Source organism: Priestia sp. FSL H7-0729, from assembly GCF_038005685.1.
Classification (GTDB): domain Bacteria; phylum Bacillota; class Bacilli; order Paenibacillales; family Paenibacillaceae; genus Paenibacillus.
The window spans coordinates 775,528-800,808 of record NZ_JBBOTQ010000001.1; the positions used below are offsets into that span (position 1 = coordinate 775,528).

Here is a 25,281-nt window from a genome sequence, read left to right on the forward strand (position 1 = left end):
TTTATCTGCTAGAATCCAGAACACGAATGTATATGAGTTCGTGTTTGTTCGTGTTACAGTAGCTCAAACTATGAAATTCAGGTGATTACATATGGAAGACGGAAAATTTTCGAAAGATTGTCCTCATGAATGGGTTAAAAAAATTCGCTCCAGACCGGCGAGACAGGGTCCGTCCAAACGGATGCGTCAAGTAGATTTGGCTAAACGTGTCGGCGTTGACCCGCGGACGGTGCAACAATGGGAAAACGGTGATCGCCTTCCGGGTGTAGGGAATCTCAAGCGTATAATTCAGGTATTTTGGGAAGAAGGACTTTTTCTGGAAGGCAACCCTCGTCAGGAGGCGGAGGAGTTCTGGTATGCTGTTAAACGCTTTTCAGAAGCACGTTCAGCGACTCATCGGGAGTTTCCAGACTTTGATGCTGACTGGTTCGAAACATTGGTGATATTGGAAGGATTGGATACGGAGTTACCCCGGGCCAAGAAAGCAACTTCAATCACAGCAGCATATCGATTACCGAAGCCCCCTTCAGTTTTCGTTGGACGGTATCAATCCAGGGCGGATCTGGCAGAACGCTTGCACATTTACTCCCTGGTCTCAATCGTTGGTCCCGGAGGAATCGGCAAAACGTCCCTTGCGGTTGAAGTGGCTTCAACACTTGTGAAAGTATTTCCGCACGGGATATGGATGTTTGAATTTGGTAATATCAACGAGCCACATGACTTGGGACAGTTGCTCTTATCCACACTGGGACTGCATAACCATGCAAACCAAACCGATCTAAAAATCGTGCATGACTCGATAGCTGATCAAAAAATGTTATTTATTTTCGATAACTGCGAACATATTATTGATTCCGTTGCAGTAATGGCCGAATCTCTTTTGACAGGAGCACCGGGATTAACCATTCTTGCTACCAGCCGAGAACCACTTAATATTTCGGGAGAGTCCGTTTACCGAATTCCTCCGCTATCCTTCCCTTCGGACGATGATTCGCTAAATGCTCTCTCCGAACAAGAGATTCTGGATTTTGAAGCGGTGCAACTGTTTCTGGAGCGGGCGCGTATTGCTGCTCCCCAGTTTCAACCTACCTTGCCCAATCTAAGACTTATCTGTTCCATTTGCAAAAAGGTGGAGGGAATCCCATTAGCTATTGAGCTTGCGGTTGCCCGGATGAATATGCTGACACTGGAACAGATCGAGGAACGTCTGTCTAATCTGTTGACGTTGTTAACTGCTGGCAAACGGACGGCTGCACCGCGGCAGCAGACGCTGAAATCCACAATCGACTGGAGCTACAATCTGCTTACAGGCAAAGAACAACTTTTGCTGAGACGACTTAGTGTAATTGCAGGAGGATTTACATTGGAAGCGGCCGAGAAAATCTGTGTCTGTGAGCCCGGGATGCCTGATCGGGAAGATCGAATCTCACCGGAAGATATGCTCGATCTGTTGTCCGGTCTTGTCAACAAATCACTCGTTTCCAATGAGATTGCTGAAGACTATGGCTTCGTCCGGTATTTCTTATTGGAAGCGATCAAAGAATATGCTGACGGCAAGCTGCGTGAAGAATCTGAAGAATGCAAGCGTCAAGCGCTCCTGGAGCGACATGCTCGGTATTATAGTCAATGTTTGCTCCGTGAGGAACCTAAGTTCAGAACTCGTAAGCGAGAAGCTTGTATTGAAGAAGTAAGACGGGAATATACCAATCTGCGCTCTGCTCTCCAATGGTCATATCAGAATACCCAGACCCATCCGTTCGGGCTACATATGGTCTCACATCTCTATTGGTTCTGGCTTCACGAAGGTAGACTGAAGGAAGGCCTTTTTTGGCTTGATCGTTTCCTGAAGAGTGATGCACTTGAAGAGTGGACAAACGCTGATTCTGCCAAAGCCTTGCACGGACAAGGTGTTATTCAATTTATCCAGGGTAATACGGAAGGTGCATTGGATGCGGCAGCGCGTAGCGTAGAACTTGCTCGCGTTCTGCAGGAGAATTCTCTACTTGCCTCCTCTCTTCGACTGCTTGCGTTTCTCCACATCAAACTGAAACGCCTGGAGGAAGCGGAGACGTTGGTAAATCAGAGTGTTGATATGGCGAGAACCACGGACGATGCTTGGAATCTCGCATCATCCTTACACGCCTACGGCAAGCTCCGTTTAGAGCAAAAGCAATATTACGAAGCATCGTTACTCTTGAAAGAGAGTGTGCAACTCTTCGAATCAATTCAAGACCAATGGGAAGTCTCTGGCCCTTACGAGTGTCTGGGGTACTCCGCCTTTAAACTTGGAGAGCTTAATATCTCTATCGAGTATTTCAAAAAATGCATCGCCGCAAGCCAGATCTACAGGGGCTCATGGGTTCTTTCTCGTGGTATAGAAGGATTGGGCATTGCATTATGTGCCAACAATGCCTTTTTCGAAGCTACAATCCTTCTCGGAGCTGCTGAGAAAGGGAGACAAAGTTATACCGGGGAGGCCACACCTAATTTTCCCACGGAGCATGCGGAGGCCCTTCTTAATCTACAGCGTGTGTTCACAGAGCAGGAATTGCATGGATGGTGGAGCAAAGGCAAAGAGATGACTCGATCTCAAGCTCTTGCGTATGCACTAGAAGTTTAGAAAATATTCACTTGAAACATTTGTTACCAGAATTTTATTGAATTCCACAATAAATTAAAGCGCCTGTCCTTGAAAATACAAAGGACAAGGCGCTCTTTCTTTATGAAAAAAAGTATTTTTTCTTATGTTAGTTGTATAGACAAATAAAGTTGCTACGGTAGCAACTTTATTAAAATACATTTTTAGATTTCTTAAGCATGTTCAGGTACATAGATTCCATAACCATTCTTGCCATTCTTTTTAATCTTGTACATGGCTCCATCCGCTTGTCTGAGAAGTTCGGAAGGCTCCTGTCCATGCTTGGGAAACAGGCTGATACCAATACTCATCGAAAGATTGATATAATTTCCGGCAATTTTGAAATGGGTACTGAATGCAGCTTCCAATCTTTTGGCAATGACTTCAGCATCGCCTTCATCTTGCAGGTGGCTTAAAATGATGAATTCGTCTCCGCCAAGCCTTGCTACAGTGTCCGTACTTGGAATCGTTTCGCTTAATCGCTTTGCCATTTCCAGCAGCACTTGATCACCAACATGGTGTCCATACGTGTCATTCACTTGTTTAAACCCATCCGCATCCACAAACATGACGGCAAGTTTACTATGGTTTCTTTGAGCATTACTGATCGCCCAGGCAAGGCGGTCATTATAAGCAAGACGATTAGGCAGACCTGTAAGTGGATCATGCAAAGATAAATGTTTGCTGATCTTCTCGGAGATTTTGATTTTGGTGTATTCCGTCTCCAGCTCCTTAATCAGGTTTTTAAGTTTATATACCCTTGTATTCATGTTTGTCATATCACTAATTTGAATGAGGGCATAACTGCGATCTTCCAAATAGAGCGGGTCCACATTCATGTTTTGTCTTAATAAATGTTCATCCTCGCCTTCCTTTGGAAGAATAAAGGCCTTATGTAGAGCGCTTGAGCAAAATCTGCTTTGACCATGATATAGCGCATTTTGCAAAATATTTAAATATACATTCGACTTAAACCTTGGGCATACTTCAAGCAGATTCAAGCCAACTACTTCTTCTTTATTTTTGCCTGTAAGGCGTTCCAACCAGCCGTTCCACACAACAACTTCCAAGTGCCTGTCCACGATCATGATTCCCATATGGGCTTTGTTCAAGGCTTGCGAAATGAGATTATCCATGGTCCGCCTCCAACATAGCATCCATTTTGGCCAGCAAGCTGGATATGGAATTCATACTTAATGCTATGACAATGATACCTTTCACATCCGTATCGGCAAGTAAAAACGAGGTATGTAAAACCAGTACATAGACTTCATTCTGAAGCAAAATTTGTTGATCGGAATTGGTGACATAGATCAGTTCAATATCAGGCAGAACGTATTCCAGTTTGATCTCCAGGAAATTTCCGAATTCTCCAATAATGGCGTTAAGCAGGACATTGCTAACTTCCTTCAAAACGTCCAAATCCGTGTCCATCAGGTTCGGATCGTCCGGTATAACGCTCTCCCCCAGTTCTCCGAGACAGATGTTCGCCAATACTTTAGCCTGTTCAACAGGAAACATTAAGAATGCTTTCCCCTGAAATTCGTATCCAAACTGTAAGGAGGATCTGAACAGGTGACCTTCACTAAAGAAAATGTTATATCTCCGATCTCCAGGGTCTACATCGGATATGGAGATGAGTTCTACTTCAGGAATACTTAATACGATACGCTTATCTACAATCTCCGACAACATGTTCGCCGCTTGTCCCACGTAAACGTTCACAAGTTCAGTCAGCAGATCCTTCTGTAAATCATTCAGCATGATAGGCCGCCTGAATGAGTTGAATCATCGTAGTTGCCTTCTCTGCGGTTAACGGTTTATTCAGAAAACCAGAAATCCCCAGCAATTCAACTTCATCCCTAGTTGTCTTCTGAATATCTGCAGATAAGATAATAATTTTGACATGACTATCCGTTTCCCGAATCATTCGAAGCATTTCTTGTCCGTTCAAACCAGGCATCAGTAGGTCTGTAGTGATAAGATCAGGTTGGAATTCCGTGAATAAGTTGTATCCTTGCTCTCCATTGTTAGCAATCTGAATCTCGCACCCTGGAATATGATCAATAATCAGTTTTGTAAGCAATTTCTGTACGAAAATGGAGTCTTCCACAATTAATACTTTCATTTTCTCTTCAGTCTCCTTGATAAAATGGTAATAGCTCGGGATGTCAGGCGCTGTGGACAGTTCTTGATAGAGGGCTTTCGCGCGAAGTGGCACCCTGAAAAGAGACTGACTGATGAATCGAGTAAATATATAAATTATATTAACTTTAATTTGATTGTCAACAACATTATTGAATAAATTAGATTTGTGTGCAATTGACATACTCTAACCCGCCGATTGAAAACATGAAAAAACGGTCACCCTAGTGACCGTTTTTGATCGGTTATCCGGAACTGCATTAATTTTACTCTTTTACCCCTCCAAGCTGCAAGCCATGAACGAAATACTTCTGCAAGAATGGATATACGACCAAGATGGGCAATGCGGCTACAATCGTAATGGCAGCCCGAATGGATACAGGAGTGACCATGTTACGTGCAGCGCCAAGATCTGCGCCATTGGCCACGGCTGCACTGCTGTTGGAATTCATGGAAGATGATAATAGTTTCATCAACTCATATTGCAGCGTGCTCAGGTTTTGTTTGGATGATGCATACAGAAACGTATCAAACCATGAGTTCCATTGGCCGACTGCAATGAACAATGCAACAGTAGCCAGTACCGGTTGGCAGAGCGGTAGAATAATGGACATGAACGTTCTGAAATCTCCAGCACCATCAATTTTGGCCGATTCGATCAGTCCCTCGGGTAGTGTCTGGATATAGGTACGAATAACAATCATATTGAAGGCACTGATCAACCCAGGAATAATGTACACCAGGAAGTTGTTTAACAAATGTAAATCTTTCATTAAGAAGTACGTTGGAATAAGTCCTGCACTAAAATACATCGTAAGAACAACGACAATGGTAATGGGCTTTCGTAATATATAATCTTTTCGGCTTAGTGTGTAAGCCAGCATGGAGGTTAAGAATAGACTTAAGACTGTCCCCAAAACCGTTCTCGCCACAGATATACCAAAGGCGCTGAAGATGGTCCCTCCTGCAAATACTGCTCTGTAGTTTTGATCTGTCCATACCCGAGGCCACAGATAAATCCCGCCCCGGATGGTGTCATTACCGGCATTGAACGATACGGCGAGTGTATTCACAAACGGATACAGGGTAACAATCGCGATTGCGATCATCAGTATACCATTTAACGTATGGAAGACAATCGGTTCAAGCCGAGATTTATTGATTCCCATCTCTAGTCCCCCTTATATTAATCGGTCTTCCCCGAGCCGTTTGGAAATAGAATTCGCTGCAAAGATCAGCGTGATACTAACTACTGTCTTGAAAATACCTGCCGCAGTAGCCAAAGAGTAATTCCCGATCTGTAGTCCGTATTTCAAGACAAATATATCTATCGTCTGTGACCAGTCGACAACCACACCATTACCTAACAGATACTGAACTTCGAATCCAGCTTCCAAAATCCAGCCCATATTCATGATCAGCAAAATGATAACAATGGATTTGATTCCGGGTAAGGTCACATACAGCATTTTCTTATATCGATTCGCCCCATCAATCTCTGCCGCTTCATAAAGGGAAGGATCGATCGACGTGATGGCCGCCAAATAAATAATGGCATTCCAGCCTACTTCTTTCCATACATGGGATGCACCTACAATGCCCCAGAAGTATTCCGGAACGCTAAGCCACATGATAGGTTCTTGAATGATATTCAGCTTCATGAGTACCACATTGACAATTCCACCATCAACAGATAGTGAACTTGCTACGATGCCTGTTACAATGATCCATGAGAGAAAGTGAGGTAAATACGATATCGTTTGAATGGTTCGTTTATATAACTTATGCTTAATCTCATTAAGTAAAATGGCAAATATAATTGCTGTCGCAAATCCGAGTACCATATTGATTACGCTCATCGCAATGGTATTACGTAAAACGTTAAGAAATGCATCGTCTGTTAGTAAAAACTTGAAGTGTTTGAGCCCGACCCACTCCTGCTGGGAGAAACTCTTGGCAGGACTGTAATTCTGAAAGGCCATAACCCAGCCCCAGATGGGGTAATACGAGAATACGAGAATGTACGCAACGATGGGCAATGACATGAACATCAGTTGTCTTTGTCCGCGCAACCGTTTTAACATTGGTGTTTTGGTAACGACTGTACGGGCAGTTTGCTCTGGTATGGCTCCAGGCGTGTTCGCCATCTTTCACTCCTCCTATTGGCTTGCAGCGACTTTATGCATGATTTTCCCGGAAGGCACTCGCCTGAGCAATGCTCTGGTTGATACCTTCCGAGAGAATCATTGCCGCATTTTTTTATTTAACAGACCAGTTCTCGATTCTCCATTTCAGTTGTTCATTAATACGGTCTTCATAGGATTTGACATCGATTTTCTTGTAAGCGTCTACATATTCATTCCAAATATTATCGAACTCATTTGGTTTTGACATGATCGCCTTAGGCAAGAATTTCAATGAAGTGTCTGTCATTTGCTTGTTCGCTACCGCAGCATCAGAGCCTTCTTTCAGATCGACCTGCCATGCCGGATAGTACACTGGATTCTCTGGTGCAGGGGAGAAGAAGTCACTCCACGTTTTGAAGCCATAAGCATCCAAAAGTTCTTTATCTTCCGGTTTAAGGTTGTCATAGAATTCCTCAGGCTGGTTGATTGCTCCAATCGCATTGCCATCTTCAAATGTTCCTTCGAGCTTCGGTGCAGCAGCGTAGAAACCTTCTGCTTTGTTAATCAGTCTCCATGCCGGATCATCCTGCTCTTTCCGTTGCTCTGGCGTACGATAGAATCTTCCCTCTTCATTCACCTGATAATCTACACCCTCTTCTCCCCATGACAAGAGCTTCTGATACTCTTCGCTCATGAGCTTATCGAGGAATTTGATAAGTGCAACAGGATCTTCCGCATCTTTACTGATACCAAAACCATTGTTCAAGTTGATAACCGGGCGATCCAGATAATGATCTGTGATACTTGTATCATAGACTAGCGGGAAGCCTACGTATGTCTGACCAATCTTGCCCTGTGCTACGAGTGGGTCTTCCCCGGCCTGGAAATTCCAGTGCTGGTCGAACATACTAAGCACACGTCCCGAAGAAATTTTGGCCAGATATTGATCATAGTTCTGAACGAAGGCTTCTTTATCAAGCAATCCCTCATTATACATATTGTTTAGTTCCTTATAATACCGTTTGGAGATATCCTTGTCGGCAAAAACACTTGCCACTCCATTCTCATCCACGACTACGCCCCCATCATTAGGGTGACCCGTAAGATGTTCTGGTGGATTAAGCAAAGGGAACGTCCGCCAGTCAGAAGCCAGTGTAGTAAAGCCAATCGTCGGTTGTCCATCAATAGTCGGATTCTTGGCTGCATAGTCACGAACCAACTTTGTGAAATCATCCAACGTTTTAGGAGTCGGGTACCCGGCATCCTTCAGGATGGATTTTTGGATCCAGAATGCAGGACCAGAATAGTAGTTACTAATGAACTCCCCTGTGTACACTCCATAGTTAGGCAACCAGTAAATATGCCCGTCACTGGAGTCTTTCATCCGATTCCAGTCTTTAGCAAAATGTTTCTTCAGATTGGGTGCATGCTCCTCGATCAGATCTTCGAGCGGAATAACTGCTCCAGCTGAGACCAATTTGGTATCTGCTGTGATCAAGTCAGGGAAATCGCCACCGGCAATCATAACGCCGAGCTTCTGTTGAAGATCACCCACCAGAAATTCCATCTCCAGATTGACGCCAAGTTCATCTTGAATTTTCTTGTAGATTCGGTTGTCTTTAGCTGGCGCCTGATTTGGCGTTCCGATAAAGGCCGTGATGTTCAGTACCTCTTTCCCGTCCTTTGTAGTCGCTTTCTCATTGTCACCGCTGCATCCTGCAAGTGCCAAACTCAAAGCCAGAACGAGTGATACGGAACCCCAAAGCTTCTTTTTTTTCAGTCCCCCCATGTACTTGCCCTCCTTGGAAGTGGTATGTCTTACTGTTTTTAGTATGAATAAATGTATGCGGTTACAAAATATATATATTTAAGGTCCACCCCCCTGTAATTTCAGGTCTTATTCAGGAGGAGTTCTTATTTTCAGAGATCAATTCGCATACTTTTGCCTGTATTCTAATGGTTTCATCGCTGTACGTTTTTCGAAGTGTCTGAGAAAATGCTGGTAACTGCGGTACCCTACCTGCTCTGCAATCGCACTTGATGTTTGATTCGTCTCCTGAAGCAGACGCTTCGCTTCTTCCATTCGCAGATCATGTACTACCTCGATCACACCCTTGCCGTACTTTCGCAAAAAGGATTGCCCCAAATGGACTGGGTTCACGTAGAATCGTTCTGCAAGCTCCTGGATCGTAAATGTCTCTCTGTAATGCATCTGCACATATTCAGCTACCATTGCCTGAATGCCTCCAAGCTGCCTTTCCCGGAAAATAGCCAGTTCTGACTTGCATTGCAGACAGAAATGCTCCAGATTGTTAGCTACCTTTTCTACATTTCGATGGCCTTTCTCCAGTATTCCGCTCGCCAATTCGTTCATTAGTGCATTGGGTTCTCCTCCTAATTCTCTACACAGGGAGAGTCCACGGAATATAATGTGGGTAGAGAAAATATGTACAATCTCTGGCGCAGCCTTCATCTCTATGAACAGTTCAAAGGCACTGCGAATGGAAATGGAGAGTTCTTCTACAGAACCGTTTTCAAGCAATTCACTAATATGATCCACCTCTGACAGTGTTTCTGGATCAAACTTCCAATTCTCCAACTGAATTTCTTCGGCAATCAAAAGGCGCTCTTGATTAAAAAACAAATAACGCCCAACTTCCTGAGCAGAGCGGAAAGATTCAGATAAATGCTCCAGTTGGTTGACCGTCATTCCAACCGCGATATGAATATCTTCACAGCCGATATATTGCATATTTCTCATCAAACGCTGGGCAAAAGCCTTAATGGATTCAGATGTCCCGCTTCCATCATTCGCTCGCTCTCCCCATACAAGTCCCAAGGAGTCTCTTGTTCTGTCAATCAAGTAACAACAAGTTGTTACGTCAGCCATATGCTCCGCTACTGTACAGGCTTCCTGAATATCTCCCTGAAAAGCTATCCGCAGGTATGCCCAATGGGACTTGTTCAAATGAGAAAGGATCTCTGACATCTCCTGCTTCGATACATTCTGCTTATCGTTAATCAGTGCAGACAAAAATGCTTTGATTCTTTGCTCATTGGCATGTTCCCGATTGCGCTCCGAGTCTTCACGCTCCTTCAATTGCACCCGGAGACGGACCAACATATCCTCTGCTTCTGCACTGTCAACGGGTTTGGTTAGATAATTGGAGACACCTAATCGAATAGCTTGTCTGGCATAATTAAAATCACTGTATCCACTCGTGATAACGAACAGGACAGATTCATGCTCCAATCGACGCGCTTCTTCTACAAGTTCCAGCCCATTCATGACAGGCATCCGGATGTCTGTCACCACGAGATCAGGTCGATCTTCTTGTATCATACGGATGGCTTCCTCACCATTGGCGCACACACCCCTGATTTCAAAACCATGCTTTTCCCAATTGATCAGAAGCTGTAACCCTTCAATCGCATAAGGTTCATCATCAACTAACAGTACTTTGTACATGAGAGTCTACCTCCTATTTCCTCTGTTCCATCCTGGAGATCGGTATACGGTATCCTGCAATGGTTTCCTTTCCGGGTACACTGCTTAGATCAAATATCGCATTTCCTTCATAAAAGAGCTCCAACCTGCGGTAAACATTGCGAAGTCCTACATGCTCGCCGTTCCTGGGTCTTTCAGAACGAATATCTCTCAGGAGCTCGGTTAGTCTACCTGCATCCATACCGATTCCATTATCAATCACCTGGATAACCAGTTCAGAAGCGTTTCGTCTCGCCGTTACTTTGATCTGTCTTCCATTTTTTCGCGCCTGTAAGCCGTGTTTGCATGCATTCTCAACGAGTGGTTGAATACTCATTCGGGGAATGAGCAACGAAGCAGCATCAGGATCAACCTCGAAGGTGTAATCAAACAGCTCTCCAAAGCGAAACTTCTCAATCTGGAGATACAGATTCGTAAATTGCAGCTCTTCTTGCAAAGGAATCAGATTGTCAGAATGACTGAGCAATTGTCTCATTAACATGGACAGACTTTTAATAATCTCGACGACTTCCGTATACCCATTCTTCGTACTAACGACCAGTAAGGCATTCAAAGTGTTAAATAAAAAATGGGGATTCATCTGACTCTGAAGCATCGACAATTCGGTCCTTACTTGGTCCAACTCCAAATCTTTTTGACGGATTTCGAGTTTATATACATCATTAATCAGCGTATGAATTTTACCAATCATCATGTTAAATGTACGAATAAGCCCGCCAATTTCGTCGCGGCCTTCCTGAATTTCAATTAGATCGAATCGTTCATTGCGAACCTTCTCCATATGTCTTGATAGTTTGCGAATCCGATAGTGGTAGGAGCGCAAAATAATGTAGATCAACACAGAGGGGACCACGATACTAATCGCGAGTAACCCCAGAATAGATTTAAAGGCTTCTCGCAGCAGGTGGTCAAGGTGACGCGTATCGGCAACCCCTATCAACTTCCAACCCTTGAGGTAGGCTAGATTCCCCAACGACTTTTCGAGTGTATAAGCAGAATTGCCAGTTTCCTCGACTATTGAATCGTTATCCGGGTTGGATACGTCGGTTTCGCTGAATTCTCCACTTGAAACGACAGTTCGATTGTTGCTGTCTACCAGACGCAACTGAAGACTGTCTGATTCCCGATTTAAGATGCTATACACCCGGCTAAGTTCCAGATCAATCTTGGAATACTTATTGTAATTGGCATAGGAAGTATACGTATCCATTTTGCCAATCACACTGATCCGTCTTCCCGCGTTAAATCCGGAGGGTTCAATATAATCAACAACAAGAATGCCTCCACTGGTGGATTTCAACTGTTTCAATCCAGGAAGTACATTCTTGTCTTTCATCACGATATAATGACTGCCCGTCTGGATGGTATCGTTATCTGTATAGATACGCACCTCCAGTATATTCGCTGACATATACCTCGTTAATTTATCTCGCAGAAATGCATGGTACACGCTGTAATAATCGACGGGGGAACGATAGGTCCGATCCATTGCCTCGTAGAGCGAATCGTCTGCGGCAATAATTCGGCTCAGAGCAACGCTCTCATCAATCATTCCCAGCAGTTCCCCCGCAGCCCTGTCGATGGATTTACGCAGATTTTCCTGTTCTCTAATCTTGATATCCGCAGAGGTTCGTTGGTAGAAGAAGATATTAATCGTTATTACAGGAAGGAGAATACTAAGTACATAAATAAGCAGAAATTTGGATCGGAGAGGAATATCATTAACCTTACGGAACATCCAGAATTTATGACGCATATGATCACCCTTGGTTTTTGTTTTTATAGACGGATGGGAGCTCCCCTGTGTGCGCTCTGAATTTTTGGGTGAAATATTCAGCATCATGATATCCTAGCCTGAATGCAATGTCAGTGATCTTCATATTGGTACGTCGCAAGAGTTTACGAGCTTCCTCAACACGAAGCTGGTGCACATAGTCACTGAAACTGACTCCCATCTCCCGCTTGAACTGTTGACCCAGGTAGGCAGAATTCACGTGAATACGATTAGCTACATCCTGTAATTTAATTTTACTTCGGTAGTGTTGCTTCAATTCATTCACTGCTTCTGCAACAAGCCCTCCTGTCCCCGACTTCTGCTTCAATTCAGATTGGGACAGTTGCTCGGACAGTCGAACGCATAGGTCTTGCAATGTGCCAGAAGACCAAGTCGCAGCCTCGTGCCATTCTTTTTCACATAGTATTTCTGTGCACGCCTCTCTTTTACCATATTTCCGTAGCAACTCCCCATGGATATAACGGATGACATGATGTATCCATTCGAGCGAAATTTCTGCTTTCTCACTCTTCTCTAGTAATGCACTCACAGCATGATCGATGGAACTCGTGTTTCCTGCTTCAATCAAGCCCAAGATCTCTTTGGAGATGTTCATCATTTGCTCTAAATCATATTCTTCGCTTATTAGGTATTCAACAAGATGATTTTCATGGGCTTCATCTGTAACTTTGATTCCATTCTGCTGTTTATGCTCATTTCTGCGTTTGTCCAGAGGGTCAATCATTTCCATAAGGATATGATGAATTTCCTCGGGAACAAGAGGTTTGAGCACATACTGATCGACTTGATACCGTATCGCTTGCTTGGCATAGTTAAAATCGGAGTATCCTGTAACGATAACAATTTTAGAGGTATAAGCGAGATCTTCTCGCAACGTGTGAATCAAACCGAGACCATCCATAACAGGCATTTGAATATCAGTGACGACAAGATCCGGTTTGACAGCGTTGAATAAAGCAAGTGCTTCTTCCCCATCCGTTGCTGTTCCGCAGAGTTCATATCCACAAGCTCGCCAGTCAATCATCGTTCTCCATCCTTCTAGCATAAAGGGTTCATCATCCGCGACAATGACCTTGTACATTAGCTCACCTCTCTTTTGTCCGTGATCAGCAGCATGTATTTTATCTATATCTATGGGTAGATTCCAGTTGTTGCGAAAATGCTAAACAGCAGAACAACAGCAGGATTGTTGTCTGCTCGCACAACTTGGAGAACAAATTTTCCACCAGTTTCATCATCATTGATCAATTAAAAAGAAAATAGTTTCATCAGACCGTACGATTAGAACGCTCCGGTTGTAGCGAAGCGCCAGATAACAATTCAAGTGTAACGCTTACATTTTGGTACAACAACCTGTTAAACTATAGGTTTTCACCCGACAAAGTATAGGTTTAGCTCAGTAGTAATCTACGGTCAGGAAAAGGATTTTCATTCTCCACGTGCGATACGGAATCCTTGATCGGGACCAAAACCATTTGCATCAAATTTGCCTTGGAATGATATTTCGTTGTTATTGACACCGCCCATCCAGCCTCCGCCTTTCACAACTCGCCAAGTTTGATTGGGTCCCTCCGAATCGCTGTACCACTCCCAGCACCATTCTCTCACATTTCCAGACATATCATAGATACCTAACTCATTTGCCTTCTGAGTTCCGACTTTTTGGGTTTGATTACGATTGCTCTCAATAGCGGGCCAGCTCCAGTCACCTGTCAGAATGTTGTCGCCAGCATTTTTCCAGTACCAAGCAACTTCATCAGGATTATCACTTCCACTGTAGGTGTAATTCAAGCTCTTCTGGCCTCCGCTTGCAGCGTATTCCCATTCTGCCTCTGTGGGTAAACGGTAACCGTTGGCATCCTCGTTAATGGTTACATTCCATTTTATATTGTCGTTTTCATTGTGATTATTCGTGTCCTGGTTGTCCTTGTCTATATTGTAATAAGGTTTCAGGTTTTCTTTTATACTTTTTTGATTACAGTATTCCACTGCGTCATACCAGCTGACCATTTCAACGGGAAGGTCATCTCCCTTAAAGCCAGAGGGGTTTTCCCCCATAATTTCCATCCATTCTTTTTGAGTCACTTCGTATTTGCCGATATAGAAAGAATCCAGCGTTTCACTTTTATCATGCTGACTCGACTTACTGCTCTTGAAGGCTCCCCCTTCGACAAATATCAAGCCATCGTTTAATTCAGAATCACTCGCTGAACAAGCACTTAGACTAACAAGTATTGCGATTAAAGTTAACCATATCAGCTTCCTCATTCAATTAATCTCCTTTGCTAAGCTTAAATCCGGCAACGTCGAGGTCCGTTAGTCTGGTGAATAACGATCCTCAACGTTGCCGAAAATTTGAATTCAAATGCAGGTGCAGACGTTGAACTGCATTACATCATTTTTACCAAACCGTCACGTTTGCGTTTCCGCTACTTTGATAACCCTCTGTTGCCATCACTTGATAAGACCAACTATTTCCAAGGTACATCCCTTTGCTCGCCCACGCATTCACATGATTGCTGAACGTAATGGTAGAATTGACACCTGTCGGTCTCTTGGACTGTCTAACACTCCAATACTGAGGGAAAGTTTGAGTACCATCGATGGAAGGTGCATTGTATCTCATCGTTGTATAGATGTCATACGTGCCACCGTCACTAGTCATCGAGCCCTTATACGTTCCGGTCGGGCGATACGTTCCCCAGCTATCCACCACGTAATATTCAATCAGAGCGTTTCTAGTCCAACCATAGAAGGTGAGATACCCGTTACCTGAAGGAGCGAACACACCAGCATTGTAATTGACTACCCGATTAGGTGTGCCATATGTCCACCCTTTCCCGACAACAAAGTTCCCGGTATTTTGCCAACTCACGCTGTAATTTCCGCCTGATCCGTTAACGGCGTTGACCGTTCCTCCACCATCTGTCCAATTCTGCCAATAATCTGTTGCAGCGCTGGATGTAGCTGCGAAGACACCAAAACTCATGGAAGCTGCAAGGACAACAGTCATTAATTTTTTACCGAATTTGAACATAGAATAATACCTCCTGATATTTTAATAGATTTGGTTGATGCTACAATCCGATAAGAATGTTCGTCAGCAAACTCACTTGAATAAACGTTGCGTGAACAGATACAGATCGTTCTTCCACACGGGCCAATCATGTCCCCCACTTTCTTCATGCCAGATGTGAGGTACTCCCTGTTGCGCCAAATATCGGTGAACCCCGCGACTAATCTCAATAAGATTGTCCTGCTCACCGCAAGAAATCCACAACAGTGAGATCAGTGAATGCGCTTTCGTAACATCGGTGACAAGTAGCTCCGGCTCTCTGGTGTTCGGGGCTGCGGAGAAAGCGCCGATCCATGCAAAATGATCCAGATTACTTAATCCGATATTTAAGGATTGACCTCCGCCCATGGATAAACCAGCAATCGCCCTTTTATCCCGGCTTGTATGAACAGGATAGTTCGACTCCATGTAAGGGATCAAATCGTGAAGCAGATCGGATTCAAATCGTTCAAATGCTTTGATTTTCTCAGGTTCAAACAAGTCCCCTTCGGCCCTGTCATTCAACATTGCGCGACCATTAGGGAAAACAATAACCATTGGCTCAAGCAAGTTATCGTTGTACAGATTATCAAGAATAATTTGCGGAGAACCATGAGTATGCCATTCAGACTCGTCTCCACCAATACCATGCAATAGAAAAAGTACAGGATACATCGTTGTCGAAGAAAATTCTGGTGGGGTATACACCATCGCTTTACGGGAATTGCCAACCGTCTTGGAAGCATACTCTATTGTCTCCATGACTCCACGTGGTATATTCTCTCGATATTGGTCATATCCCATTACTGCTGATGAGATCAATTTCATTCTCTTTTCCTCCGAACATATGAATGACTATCCGTTTTCGGTTAATCCACATAGCCAAACCCCAGAATGGTGAAACATTTATGTTCATGACCTTCCGCCATTTCGATCTCGATGGAGTGCTCCCCAACATGTTCCTCGTTAAGCAGAAGAGTGGCATGGCAATGGGTCCAGTTGATTTTACGCGGATCGACTTTTTGGACGAATACCCCATCTACCTTGATATGTGCAGTTCCGAATTCGTCGTTACCAGAATCCTTGAAGATCAGAATGAGGCGACTGCACTGCAAACTTATTTTAAAGCTGCTTTGAGCCTCAATTCCCTCTCCTGTACGCATCCAGTTGTTGGGGAACTGGGGTGTACCATAGTTATGAGCATCCATCTCAGCCATCTGCAGATCCGTATCCGTTTTGCAAAACGAGCCTGCATCGATACGGGCAATGGTATTGCCATTTTTTCGATCCAACAGCTTCACATGAACAAATTCATTTCCAATTAGCGGAGCCTTTTCAATATCATGATCTTTCTCATCCCACTCAGAACGATTCGTCACGTCGAACAAATATTCCAAACTATCGGCCATAATCCGATGTCCTGTGTTAGTGGGATGATATATATCATGGAAAAATTGCTCTTTGGAAATAATGTTGCCCTCACTTTTTGTCTTGTTGAACTGATCAACGACAGCATCTTTCACACTTACCATGGGCAGATCATAATGCCAGCCAACCGGGGCGAGACGATCCTGTAGATTCCAGTCATTTTCAAATACACTGAATAACAAGATGACTGCTGGCTTGTTATCGGCAGCAAGTGCTTTGAGCACCAGACTCTCGTAACATTTACCTTGGGTTTCATCATCTGCGTCATTAACTGCGAATTCGATTACGACGATATCCGGCTTAACCGTACCTCCCCTTAATACATCACGATCATAACGTACAATCCCCAATTCCGATGGAGTACCTCCCACACCTGCTTTAATCAGCTGAATCGGACTATCTTTTGAAAGCGCAAACATAAATTTAAATGACTCATACGACCGATAAGCATAACTTTGGAGATGAATAGGTATTGCACCAGCACCTTGAGTAATGGAGCCTCCAATATAAGCAATAACAACAGGTTCGCCGTTTTTTGCCTTCTCAATGGCTCGTTTTAATCTGACATTGTTCCCTTTGTTCAGAAGAGACCGGCCAATCATATCGCGATATCCATGTGATCCAAAGTCAATTGCGGGTTTGACTGCTGACGCTGTCACTCCGACTGGATCGCGCGGTGCAGTGAATTCGGTGTTTTCACCTGCATCTTCTGAATCCTGGAGCATAAATCACCATCACATCCTTCCGGCTAGATTCTGGTCATCTTCAAACAGCATTTAAAGGATCACAGCTTGTACTATGATTGGATAAGATGTGATCCTTCTCCCAAAGTGTATATCTTACATAATTTTACAACAACCTGACAAAGTATAGGATTTCAACCACTATATCATTTTAATTTGAGTACAATCACTTGCAGATCAGAACACCTATAATTTTTCGTGTAAACGCTTTAATTTGTATACTATTTCCATGTTATAATTTTGAAAAACCGCATTGATAAAGGAGGAAATGCATGAATATCACGGGTCAAGGCGCGTTGGATACGGGCACTTATCAGAATCTGTTTCTGAAGCTAGGCTACGATGAGAATGAGATTACGACCAGATTGGAAGAAACATGGAACGAGCTGTTCTATGGCGAAGAAAATACTCGAATATATTACCCCATGGGTGAGGACAAGGGATATATGCTGGACACCGGTAATCTCGATGTTCGTTCCGAGGGAATGTCTTATGGGATGATGATGGCTGTTCAGATGGATAAGAAAGAAGAATTTGATCGACTATGGAATTTCTCTCACACGTTTATGCAGCATACCGAGGGTCGATACAAAGATTACTTCGCTTGGCATTGCAAGCCTGACGGTACCCGGCTCTCGCAAGGACCTGCTCCTGATGGTGAAGAGTTTTTTGCCATGGCGCTTTTTTTTGCCTCCAACCGCTGGGGCGATGGTGCTGGACCTTATGATTACAAGACACAAGCCCGCAAAATCCTTCGTGCATGTATACATCAGGGCGAAGACGGCGTAGGTGACCCCATGTGGGACCCGGATACAAAACTGATCAAGTTCATTCCAGAAACACCGTTCAGCGACCCGTCCTACCATCTTCCTCACTTTTATGAACTGTTCGCGAAATATGCGGATGAAGAAGATCAGACTTTTTGGAAAGAAGCGGCGGCCGCTAGTCGGGCTTACCTGCATACAGCCTGTCATCCCGTAACTGGACTATCACCTGAATATGCGAACTATGATGGCTCTCCCACTCCAATACAGCCACATGGTGATTTCAGACATTTTTACAGTGATGCTTACCGTGTCGCCGCGAATATAGCGCTGGACTGGGAATGGTTCCGCAAGGATCCATGGCAGATCGAACAATCCAATCGGATTCAGTCCTTCTTCAGTGATATCGAAGTTTCCGATTATCGTCGTTATACCATAGATGGAGAAGCTTTTGACGAACCTGCACTGCATCCTGTTGGTTTACTGGTCACCAATGCCATGGCTTCACTGGCTGCAGACGGTCCACATGCTGACTCATTTGTTCGCAAGTTTTGGAACACACCTCTACGTCAGGGAGAACGACGTTATTACGACAATTGCCTGTATTTTTTCAGCATGCTGGCCCTAAGTGGAAGATATCGCATGTACTAAGCAGATGCCACGAGCCATTGTACCTGTCCTGCTAACGATTGGTCTACAGGACAGGTGCAAACATAGCATGAAGCTGATTTTTGGACATCTGGATTAAAAAAATGTTCCCGGCTCGCATATACTGACTGCGAACCGAGAACATTTGCATGTGCAAATACATTCAACAACATCTAATTATTTGGTAACTGAAGAAGTATCGTAGGAAGACTGCATAATCTCCAGATAGCGATTGATGTTCAGTCCTTCCAGGCCCTTTAAATATTCATCCCAATCCTTATCCAGACTTTTGGCGCCAGTAATAAATTGCAGAGCGTTCTGATCGATGTAATCTTTGAGATTGGTCTGCATCATGCTGGCTTCATCGGCAAGGGACGGATCAACCCACAATGCCCAATGAGGGAAAACGTCATTCGGTTCCTTGCCCTCCATTAACAATGTCGCCTCATAGAGCCGTCGCTCATAACCATCATTGGCATAGATATCTGTTCCCTGCACTTCGGCGTCCCGATATGCCCGGTGATGATTGTACTGACTCAATGCAGCCCAGCTATCGTTACGAGGTTCTTCTCCAGAAGGAAGCGGAATGGCTTTATAGAGCGGCTCTATCTGATCATTGAGCGCCACTTCGCCTTCCTGTGGTTTACGCCAGCTTGTGCCCTCTTCTCCCAGATAAGATGCCATAGTACCTTCCTGGGTGTAGAAATAATCAAGCAACTTTATAGCTGCAATCTGCGTTTCCTCGCTCGCCTTGTTCGTCAATACAAAGGACGCTCCAGGATCAATCGGATAGTTATACGTAGCATAAGTGGCATTCGGTCCCTTCAGTGGAGGGATGGGATTGTAATCATTCCCGTAAGGCGAACCTTCCGAAGTGGTTACAAATAACGATGGATGCATTGCTGCTCCTGCACCGAGAAGCTGCGCATCAGCGTTATCACCGATTTTTTTGAAAGCACCCACGTTTTGAGTAAAGGCACCCGGATCAATCAGTCCTTCATCATAAAGCGATTTGATATAAGTAAGTCCTTCTTTCCACTCCGGTTTATTCACTACCGTCTCCACTTTCCCCTGATTGACAATTAAGTAATTCCGATCGTCGTCATAGATAAAACCGTTCATCAAATACGGAATAATGTGTACGCCGAAATTTTCAGTCGAACCGCTCAGTGGTACTTCGTCGGCTTTACCATTTCCATTCGGGTCCTTCGTTTTAAAAGCCCGTAGCATTTCCTTAAACTCCTCTGTCGTTGCAGGTTCGGTCAAACCGAGTTGTTCCAACCATTTGGTGTTAACCCACATCTTGTTCGGGTATGAACAGTGGAAACATTCATTCAGTCCCGTCAGACCGTAGATATTTCCGTCCGGGGCGGTATTCATGGCCCGATAATAATCGTTGCTCTCAAGCACTTTTTTAATATTAGGGGCATACTCCTCAATCAGATCATTCAGTGGTAAAATAACCCCCTGTTGACCAAACTTCAATAAGTCTGTCTGGGAGAAACGATCTACCCAAGGGATAAGCAGGTACAGGTCCGGATAATCACCGGAAGCCAGTGAAATCTGTCTTTTCTCCGCTGCGCCGTCGAATGGAACTGTGGTCCAGTTGAATTGAATATCAAACTTCTCTTCCATCTTCTTTGTAAATTTGTTTGTGGACAGGTCGGTATCTGAACCCTGGTGAGCAAATACATTAATGGCTGTCTTTCCTGACGGAGTGCTGCCTTCCCCGTTCCCCTTATCAGAACTTGAGCATCCAGCCAGTGCCAACGACGTGAACAGCATACAGGCAAGAATGATGAATCCCACTTTTTTCAATACAATCCTCTCCCTCATATAGAATAGAAATGACTTATCCTTTGACTGAGCCAATTAACATTCCTTGCACGAAATACCGTTGAACAAATGGGTAGATGATCAGAACCGGCAAGCTGGCCATGACGATTAACGAGTATTTCATGAGTTCAGCCATTTGCTGCTGTTTGATCATTTCCGATGCATCCATGTTGCCCGTACTGCTGTTCAGGATTAGAATACTGCGCAAAATCAGCTGCAGCGGATAGAGTGACTGTGATTTCAGGTAGATGAGGGCGTCAAAGTATGCATTCCACTGACCGACAGCGTACATCAGCGACAGCACGGCAATAATCGGTTTGGCGAGTGGCAGGATGATACTGAAGATAAACCGGATGTCACTGCAACCATCGATGTCTGCTGCTTCGGACAACTCTTCCGGTATCGAATTCTGAAAAAAGGTACGGGCAATAATAACTTGCCATACCCAGACGGCATTGGGAATTAACAGCGCCCAGCGGGTATCAATCAGTCCCATGGTTTTGACCACCAGATAGGTAGGGATTAAGCCACCCGAGAACAGCATGGTGAAGGTAATAAACATCATTAACGAGCTGCGGCCGACAAATGTCTTTTTGGATAATGGATACGCAATCATAATGGTCAGTGCCACGCTAATGAAGGTGCCGCAGGCTGTATAGAAAAGAGAATTGGCATAACCGGTAAGGACTTGATCATTCCGCAATACAGACTTATAACCGTCGAACGTCAGGTCAATGGGCCACAACCAGACTTTTCCCGAGGAGACGGCAGCAGGGCTGCTGAGCGAAGAACTCACAATATATATCAAGGGATACAACACGGCAATCAGTACCACTGTCAGCATGAAGTAAACAACCGTTATAAATACGCGGTCTCCCCAGGATTCACGAATCGTACTACTGCTCTTGATCCGCGAACGACCTGCATTTATCTGTGTGTTTGGCATGATTTAGTTCTCCTCCTTTCGCTCCCGTTACCATAAGCTTGTATTGGACAGTCGCTTGGCAACCGCGTTCACGATTAATAGCAGAATCAGGTTAATCACCGAGTTGAACAGGCCAACAGCAGTAGCGAAGCTGTAATTGGCATTCAGCAACCCTATTTTGTAGACATACGTGGAGATGATCTCCGAAGCAGACAGGTTGAGCGGATTTTGCAGCAAATATATTTTCTCGAACCCGACAGCCATGATATTCCCTACACTCAGAATCAGAATGATGACAGCTGCCGGAAGCAGTCCGGGCAGATCAACATTGAGGATTTTCTGTATTCGATTGGCTCCATCGACTTTGGCGGCTTCATACAGGGATGGATCAACACCTGCGAGAGCAGCCAGATAGATGACTGCGGAGTACCCCATTCCCTGCCACACATCGGAGAATACGTAGATGGATCGAAATAGTCCGGGCTCACCGAGAAAATTCACCGATTCGAAACCAAGGGCGCCTGCAATCGTGTTGATAATACCCAGTCTAGGAGACAGAAAGAGCATAATGATGGAGACCATCACAACGGTAGAGATGAAATATGGAGCATACGTCACCATCTGTACTGTTTTTTTGAATCGTATGTTTTTGATTTCATTCAGCGCGAGCGCAAGTAATATAGGAATCGGGAAACCAACGATCAGGCTGTAAAACGAAATGTAGAGCGTGTTCTTGATCAGCATGACAAACGCCGGATTCTTAAAGAGCAATTCGAAATACTTGGTTCCGGCCCATGGACTCCCCCAGATCCCCTTAATAACGTTGTAATCTTTAAACGCCAGGACCGCATTCACCATGGGTACATACTTGAAAATAATAAAGTAAGCAATCGGTGGCAAAATCAGCAGGTATAGCTGCCAATGTCGCCTCCAGCTTCTGGCTAAAGCATGCTTCAAGACAGATGGTTTACTTGTTTTTTCCACGGACTTGGATTCAGTGGTCATTGTTGTTCTCAGAATCATCCCCCCATTCTTGGCTCCCAATCGTGCTGTATTTCAGTTCAATTTGGTAGCGCTTACTTTTTGAGTAATCATAAGATTGGACTGGGGATGCGTAAAGGTACAGTTGTGCCGAAAAAGTACAAAAAGCGAATAAATACCAAGAGAAACACCTTACATTAACCGCTATGGACGTCCATTTTCCGAAACACACTCGGGGAAATGCCTCGTACCCGCTTGAAAGCTCGACGGAATGAATGTGCACTGTTATACCCGGTGCTCTCCGCTATTTCGTCAATGGTCTGACCGGTGGACTGCAACAGGTTCGAGGCAGCATCAATACGTACGCGTTCTACATAATCGGAAAGATTCTCTCCCGTATGCTCTTTGAACAGTTGGGATATAAACTTCTCGGACTTGCTCATATGCTCGGCAATCCGATAGATCGTTAAGTTTGCATCCCCATAATTATGCTGGATAAAACGAATCATTTCACTTACCGTATCTGCATGCGCTCCTGTTCTTCTCCTCTGAAAATCACCGCAGATGTCTTCTGTTAACTGTTTGAATTTTTCACGTAGCGAAGCGATCGTTTCTGTCATCTGAATGGATGTCACCCGAGTTTTATATTCCTCCAGCAGGGAGGAATCCAGCTTGAATTTTGGTTCGTCCAACTTCAGAAAAGTCCCCTTTAGCTCCATGATGAACTGCTGAGCCATCTCGTAGGAGAGTTCCCGCTCTTCAAAATTACGAAGAAACAATTGCTCCAGAATGCGTATTGCCTCTTCAGGATCGCCGACTTTGATTGTGTTCAGCAGACGTTGTTCAGACTCAATCGGATAATAGAACATTTCATTTTCCTTTATCGTATCTTCAAATCTCACCAGATGATCTGTTCCCATATGAATGGCATAATCGAGCGCTTGTTTGGCTTCGTCAAAGGAGCGCCCCGCATCGTTCCAGACCTCATAAGCTGAACCAGTACCAAATGTTGTGGATATCCGATACTCCTGATAGATGACTTCCATCAGGCTATTTAGTTCCTTTTCACATCTTCTTACAGCTGCACTCAGTGGGTTGTTTTCATCCAATGGACAGGCAAACGCGATCTGATCCGTTCCCCAATCCGTGATCAGCACCTGAGAATTCCACTCGGTAAGTACCTGTTTAATGAGCAACCTTGCAACGCCCAGTTCATGAATGGTTTCTTCACTGTCCGGATTGGCATATCCGTTTACCTTCACTAAGCCTGCCAAGCCCTTACTGCTACTTAGAGAAATGTGCGCTTGGGATGAGATAACCTCCAACTCAAGTGAGGTATAGACTTCTCCGGTTAACAACCGTTTGATAAAACCGTCTCTCAATAACGGAATCTGTTCATTCATGGTGTTTTTAAGTGAATCATTATTTGCAATTAGATTGTTAATATGGCTTGCCAAAAAATCATATTCATTGCCACGTTTGCCAGGAAAATCGATGATTTGTTCCCGAAAAGAGGCCAACAGTTTGTAGACGGGTGCACTATTTCGATAGGCCAAAACCAGCCCAAACAGCAAGCCCAAGACAATGGTTGCCAAAGTAAAGGCCAGCGTGACCTGTTTAATTTGATCCGCTTTTGTCATCAGTGCCTTTTCCGGGATCCCTGCTATGTAATTCCATCCATTTTGACTGGACTGTATTGATATCAGCAGCCGACCATCGCTTCCAGGCTGTACGTTCTGCCCGTTTCGCTCCGTTTCTGCAGCGTTACCTTCACTCCGACGTTTCTGTGCCAATCGCTCGGCTTCGGCTTGTTCGATGCCAAGGGAGAAAATAATCTGTCCTTCCGCATCGGTGACGAGAGTCCAGCCACCATATTGATCCACAATATTTTGTGTAAGACTGGCCATCTGGTCCTGATCAATCATGATACCAATCGTCGCTTGTGGCTTATTGAAGCTGTTCAAAGGCAGAGATTGCAGAAACGTAATGGCGGGAACGTCGGCAAGCACTGTGCCGAGTATTTCACGTTTATAGTTTCGAAGCGGTATGATTTCGTTAAAGTGCGGTTGTTTCAGAATTTGGTCATGCCACTGTTCAAACGACATACCCTCCAGCTGATTGGCAGCATAATAATGCTCCGGGCGATAATACACGGTTCTAGGTGTGATAATGGCATTGTAGTTTGGAATGTGAATGAAGAAATGTGACAAGTAATCATTGGTACTGCTGTACATGGAGAGGCTTCGTTGCATGCGGTTCATACCGTAGACGTTGTAGAGATCCTGCGGCTTCGGGCCAGCAATCAAATTTTGCAAATCAGGATTGACAGCAAGCTGTCTGGTAAAGGCTTCGACTTGAAGAAGGTTACGTTCAATGATCTCTTTGCCGAGACTCAGCGACTTCAAGCTGTTCTCAATGGAGCTGGAACGAGCCGCTTCAATGGAAGCTCGGTAAGAGGCATATCCCGCAATTTGAGGAATCATCAGAATGATGAGATACGAAATGAGGAATCGGCGGAACACGGGTGAGAATTTGGACCATAGGAGCTGCATATGTACCCTCCCTTTTTTATCAAGCGCTTTCATTTCTGTATGATACGGTAGCTGTTCAATGATACACCGAGCATTTCTTACTGGTGAAGGTACAACTTCTTCCTTATGGTACATTTTCGTACTACAGCGTACAATGC

General features: G+C 44.4%; 19 protein-coding genes. 2 read left to right on the forward strand and 17 right to left on the reverse strand.

All coding sequences use genetic code 11. The annotated features are described in order from the left end of the window. Nucleotides 1-91: 91 nt before the first annotated feature. The gene (locus MHH93_RS03280) at nt 92-2,620 is read left to right on the forward strand and encodes a tetratricopeptide repeat protein (protein WP_500052775.1); all 2,529 of its coding nucleotides are present in this window, start codon (nt 92-94) and stop codon (nt 2,618-2,620) included. A gap of 191 nt (nt 2,621-2,811) precedes the next feature. Here MHH93_RS03280 and MHH93_RS03285 read toward each other — a convergent pair whose 3' ends face one another. The 13 genes from MHH93_RS03285 to MHH93_RS03345 form a co-directional block, all read right to left on the reverse strand. Next, the gene (locus MHH93_RS03285; protein WP_500052776.1) at nt 2,812-3,774 is read right to left on the reverse strand and encodes a diguanylate cyclase domain-containing protein; all 963 of its coding nucleotides are present in this window, start codon (nt 3,772-3,774) and stop codon (nt 2,812-2,814) included. Continuing rightward, complete coding sequence (locus MHH93_RS03290; RefSeq protein ID WP_500052777.1) at nt 3,767-4,402, reverse strand: chemotaxis protein CheC; 636 nt, start codon at nt 4,400-4,402, stop codon at nt 3,767-3,769. Before MHH93_RS03290 ends, MHH93_RS03285 begins: the two co-directional genes overlap by 8 nt. Then, on the reverse strand, nt 4,392-4,766 hold the full coding sequence (locus MHH93_RS03295) for a response regulator transcription factor (protein ID WP_500052778.1): 375 nt from the start codon (nt 4,764-4,766) through the stop codon (nt 4,392-4,394). The genes MHH93_RS03290 and MHH93_RS03295 overlap by 11 nt, the downstream gene beginning before the upstream one ends. Before the next feature lie 283 nt (nt 4,767-5,049). After that, nucleotides 5,050-5,952, reverse strand: coding sequence for a carbohydrate ABC transporter permease (locus tag MHH93_RS03300; protein WP_278295159.1), 903 nt, complete (start codon nt 5,950-5,952; stop codon nt 5,050-5,052). Nucleotides 5,953-5,964: 12 nt separating this feature from the next. Further along, nucleotides 5,965-6,867, reverse strand: a complete 903-nt coding sequence (locus MHH93_RS03305; protein ID WP_500053312.1) for an ABC transporter permease — start codon at nt 6,865-6,867, stop codon at nt 5,965-5,967. A 175-nt stretch (nt 6,868-7,042) separates the two neighbouring features. Continuing rightward, nucleotides 7,043-8,698, reverse strand: a complete 1,656-nt coding sequence (locus MHH93_RS03310; protein ID WP_500052779.1) for an ABC transporter substrate-binding protein — start codon at nt 8,696-8,698, stop codon at nt 7,043-7,045. A gap of 138 nt (nt 8,699-8,836) precedes the next feature. Next, complete coding sequence (locus MHH93_RS03315) at nt 8,837-10,378, reverse strand: response regulator transcription factor (RefSeq protein WP_500052780.1); 1,542 nt, start codon at nt 10,376-10,378, stop codon at nt 8,837-8,839. A 13-nt stretch (nt 10,379-10,391) separates the two neighbouring features. After that, nucleotides 10,392-12,173: a sensor histidine kinase gene (locus tag MHH93_RS03320; protein WP_500052781.1), complete on the reverse strand. Its 1,782-nt coding sequence runs from the start codon at nt 12,171-12,173 to the stop codon at nt 10,392-10,394. 4 nt (nt 12,174-12,177) lie between these two features. Further along, on the reverse strand, nt 12,178-13,293 hold the full coding sequence (locus tag MHH93_RS03325; RefSeq protein WP_500052782.1) for a response regulator transcription factor: 1,116 nt from the start codon (nt 13,291-13,293) through the stop codon (nt 12,178-12,180). 347 nt (nt 13,294-13,640) lie between these two features. Then, on the reverse strand, nt 13,641-14,480 hold the full coding sequence (locus MHH93_RS03330; RefSeq protein WP_500052783.1) for a formylglycine-generating enzyme family protein: 840 nt from the start codon (nt 14,478-14,480) through the stop codon (nt 13,641-13,643). Nucleotides 14,481-14,613: 133 nt separating this feature from the next. Then, nucleotides 14,614-15,249 (reverse strand): endo-1,4-beta-xylanase XynA, encoded by a 636-nt coding sequence (gene xynA / locus MHH93_RS03335; RefSeq protein WP_500052784.1) that lies wholly within the window; start codon nt 15,247-15,249, stop codon nt 14,614-14,616. A 72-nt stretch (nt 15,250-15,321) separates the two neighbouring features. Further along, complete coding sequence (locus MHH93_RS03340) at nt 15,322-16,095, reverse strand: alpha/beta hydrolase (protein WP_500052785.1); 774 nt, start codon at nt 16,093-16,095, stop codon at nt 15,322-15,324. A 41-nt stretch (nt 16,096-16,136) separates the two neighbouring features. Next, complete coding sequence (locus MHH93_RS03345; RefSeq protein ID WP_500052786.1) at nt 16,137-17,420, reverse strand: SGNH/GDSL hydrolase family protein; 1,284 nt, start codon at nt 17,418-17,420, stop codon at nt 16,137-16,139. A 290-nt stretch (nt 17,421-17,710) separates the two neighbouring features. Between MHH93_RS03345 and MHH93_RS03350 the strand changes: the two genes are divergently transcribed. Next, nucleotides 17,711-18,853 carry a family 8 glycosyl hydrolase gene (locus MHH93_RS03350; RefSeq protein ID WP_500052787.1) on the forward strand — a complete coding sequence of 381 codons (1,143 nt, stop codon included), beginning with the start codon at nt 17,711-17,713 and terminating at the stop codon, nt 18,851-18,853. Between the two features lie 174 nt (nt 18,854-19,027). On the opposite strand, the gene MHH93_RS03355 is transcribed toward MHH93_RS03350, so the two are convergent. The 4 genes from MHH93_RS03355 to MHH93_RS03370 form a co-directional block, all read right to left on the reverse strand. After that, on the reverse strand, nt 19,028-20,635 hold the full coding sequence (locus MHH93_RS03355) for an ABC transporter substrate-binding protein (protein ID WP_500053313.1): 1,608 nt from the start codon (nt 20,633-20,635) through the stop codon (nt 19,028-19,030). A gap of 67 nt (nt 20,636-20,702) precedes the next feature. Next, nucleotides 20,703-21,632 carry a carbohydrate ABC transporter permease gene (locus MHH93_RS03360; protein WP_500052788.1) on the reverse strand — a complete coding sequence of 310 codons (930 nt, stop codon included), beginning with the start codon at nt 21,630-21,632 and terminating at the stop codon, nt 20,703-20,705. Nucleotides 21,633-21,659: 27 nt separating this feature from the next. Next, nucleotides 21,660-22,514, reverse strand: a complete 855-nt coding sequence (locus MHH93_RS03365) for an ABC transporter permease (RefSeq protein WP_500053314.1) — start codon at nt 22,512-22,514, stop codon at nt 21,660-21,662. Nucleotides 22,515-22,789: 275 nt separating this feature from the next. Further along, nucleotides 22,790-25,144 carry a helix-turn-helix domain-containing protein gene (locus tag MHH93_RS03370; RefSeq protein WP_500052789.1) on the reverse strand — a complete coding sequence of 785 codons (2,355 nt, stop codon included), beginning with the start codon at nt 25,142-25,144 and terminating at the stop codon, nt 22,790-22,792. Between the last annotated feature and the right edge of the window lie 137 nt (nt 25,145-25,281).

Bases quoted from the DNA above. Each gene is read 5' to 3' on its own strand.
- MHH93_RS03295 (WP_500052778.1), bottom strand. From the start codon at position 4,766: ATGAAAGTATTAATTGTGGAAGACTCCATTTTCGTACAGAAATTGCTT.
- MHH93_RS03325 (WP_500052782.1), bottom strand. From the start codon at position 13,293: ATGTACAAGGTCATTGTCGCGGATGATGAACCCTTTATGCTAGAAGGA.
- MHH93_RS03350 (WP_500052787.1), top strand. From the start codon at position 17,711: ATGAATATCACGGGTCAAGGCGCGTTGGATACGGGCACTTATCAGAAT.
- MHH93_RS03300 (WP_278295159.1), bottom strand. From the start codon at position 5,952: ATGGGAATCAATAAATCTCGGCTTGAACCGATTGTCTTCCATACGTTA.
- MHH93_RS03310 (WP_500052779.1), bottom strand. From the start codon at position 8,698: ATGGGGGGACTGAAAAAAAAGAAGCTTTGGGGTTCCGTATCACTCGTT.
- MHH93_RS03315 (WP_500052780.1), bottom strand. From the start codon at position 10,378: ATGTACAAAGTACTGTTAGTTGATGATGAACCTTATGCGATTGAAGGG.
- MHH93_RS03320 (WP_500052781.1), bottom strand. From the start codon at position 12,173: ATGCGTCATAAATTCTGGATGTTCCGTAAGGTTAATGATATTCCTCTC.
- MHH93_RS03370 (WP_500052789.1), bottom strand. From the start codon at position 25,144: ATGCAGCTCCTATGGTCCAAATTCTCACCCGTGTTCCGCCGATTCCTC.
- MHH93_RS03345 (WP_500052786.1), bottom strand. From the start codon at position 17,420: ATGCTCCAGGATTCAGAAGATGCAGGTGAAAACACCGAATTCACTGCA.
- MHH93_RS03280 (WP_500052775.1), top strand. From the start codon at position 92: ATGGAAGACGGAAAATTTTCGAAAGATTGTCCTCATGAATGGGTTAAA.
- MHH93_RS03355 (WP_500053313.1), bottom strand. From the start codon at position 20,635: ATGCTGTTCACGTCGTTGGCACTGGCTGGATGCTCAAGTTCTGATAAG.
- MHH93_RS03360 (WP_500052788.1), bottom strand. From the start codon at position 21,632: ATGCCAAACACACAGATAAATGCAGGTCGTTCGCGGATCAAGAGCAGT.
- MHH93_RS03305 (WP_500053312.1), bottom strand. From the start codon at position 6,867: ATGTTAAAACGGTTGCGCGGACAAAGACAACTGATGTTCATGTCATTG.
- MHH93_RS03290 (WP_500052777.1), bottom strand. From the start codon at position 4,402: ATGCTGAATGATTTACAGAAGGATCTGCTGACTGAACTTGTGAACGTT.
- MHH93_RS03340 (WP_500052785.1), bottom strand. From the start codon at position 16,095: ATGAAATTGATCTCATCAGCAGTAATGGGATATGACCAATATCGAGAG.
- xynA (WP_500052784.1), bottom strand. From the start codon at position 15,249: ATGTTCAAATTCGGTAAAAAATTAATGACTGTTGTCCTTGCAGCTTCC.
- MHH93_RS03285 (WP_500052776.1), bottom strand. From the start codon at position 3,774: ATGGATAATCTCATTTCGCAAGCCTTGAACAAAGCCCATATGGGAATC.
- MHH93_RS03330 (WP_500052783.1), bottom strand. From the start codon at position 14,480: ATGAGGAAGCTGATATGGTTAACTTTAATCGCAATACTTGTTAGTCTA.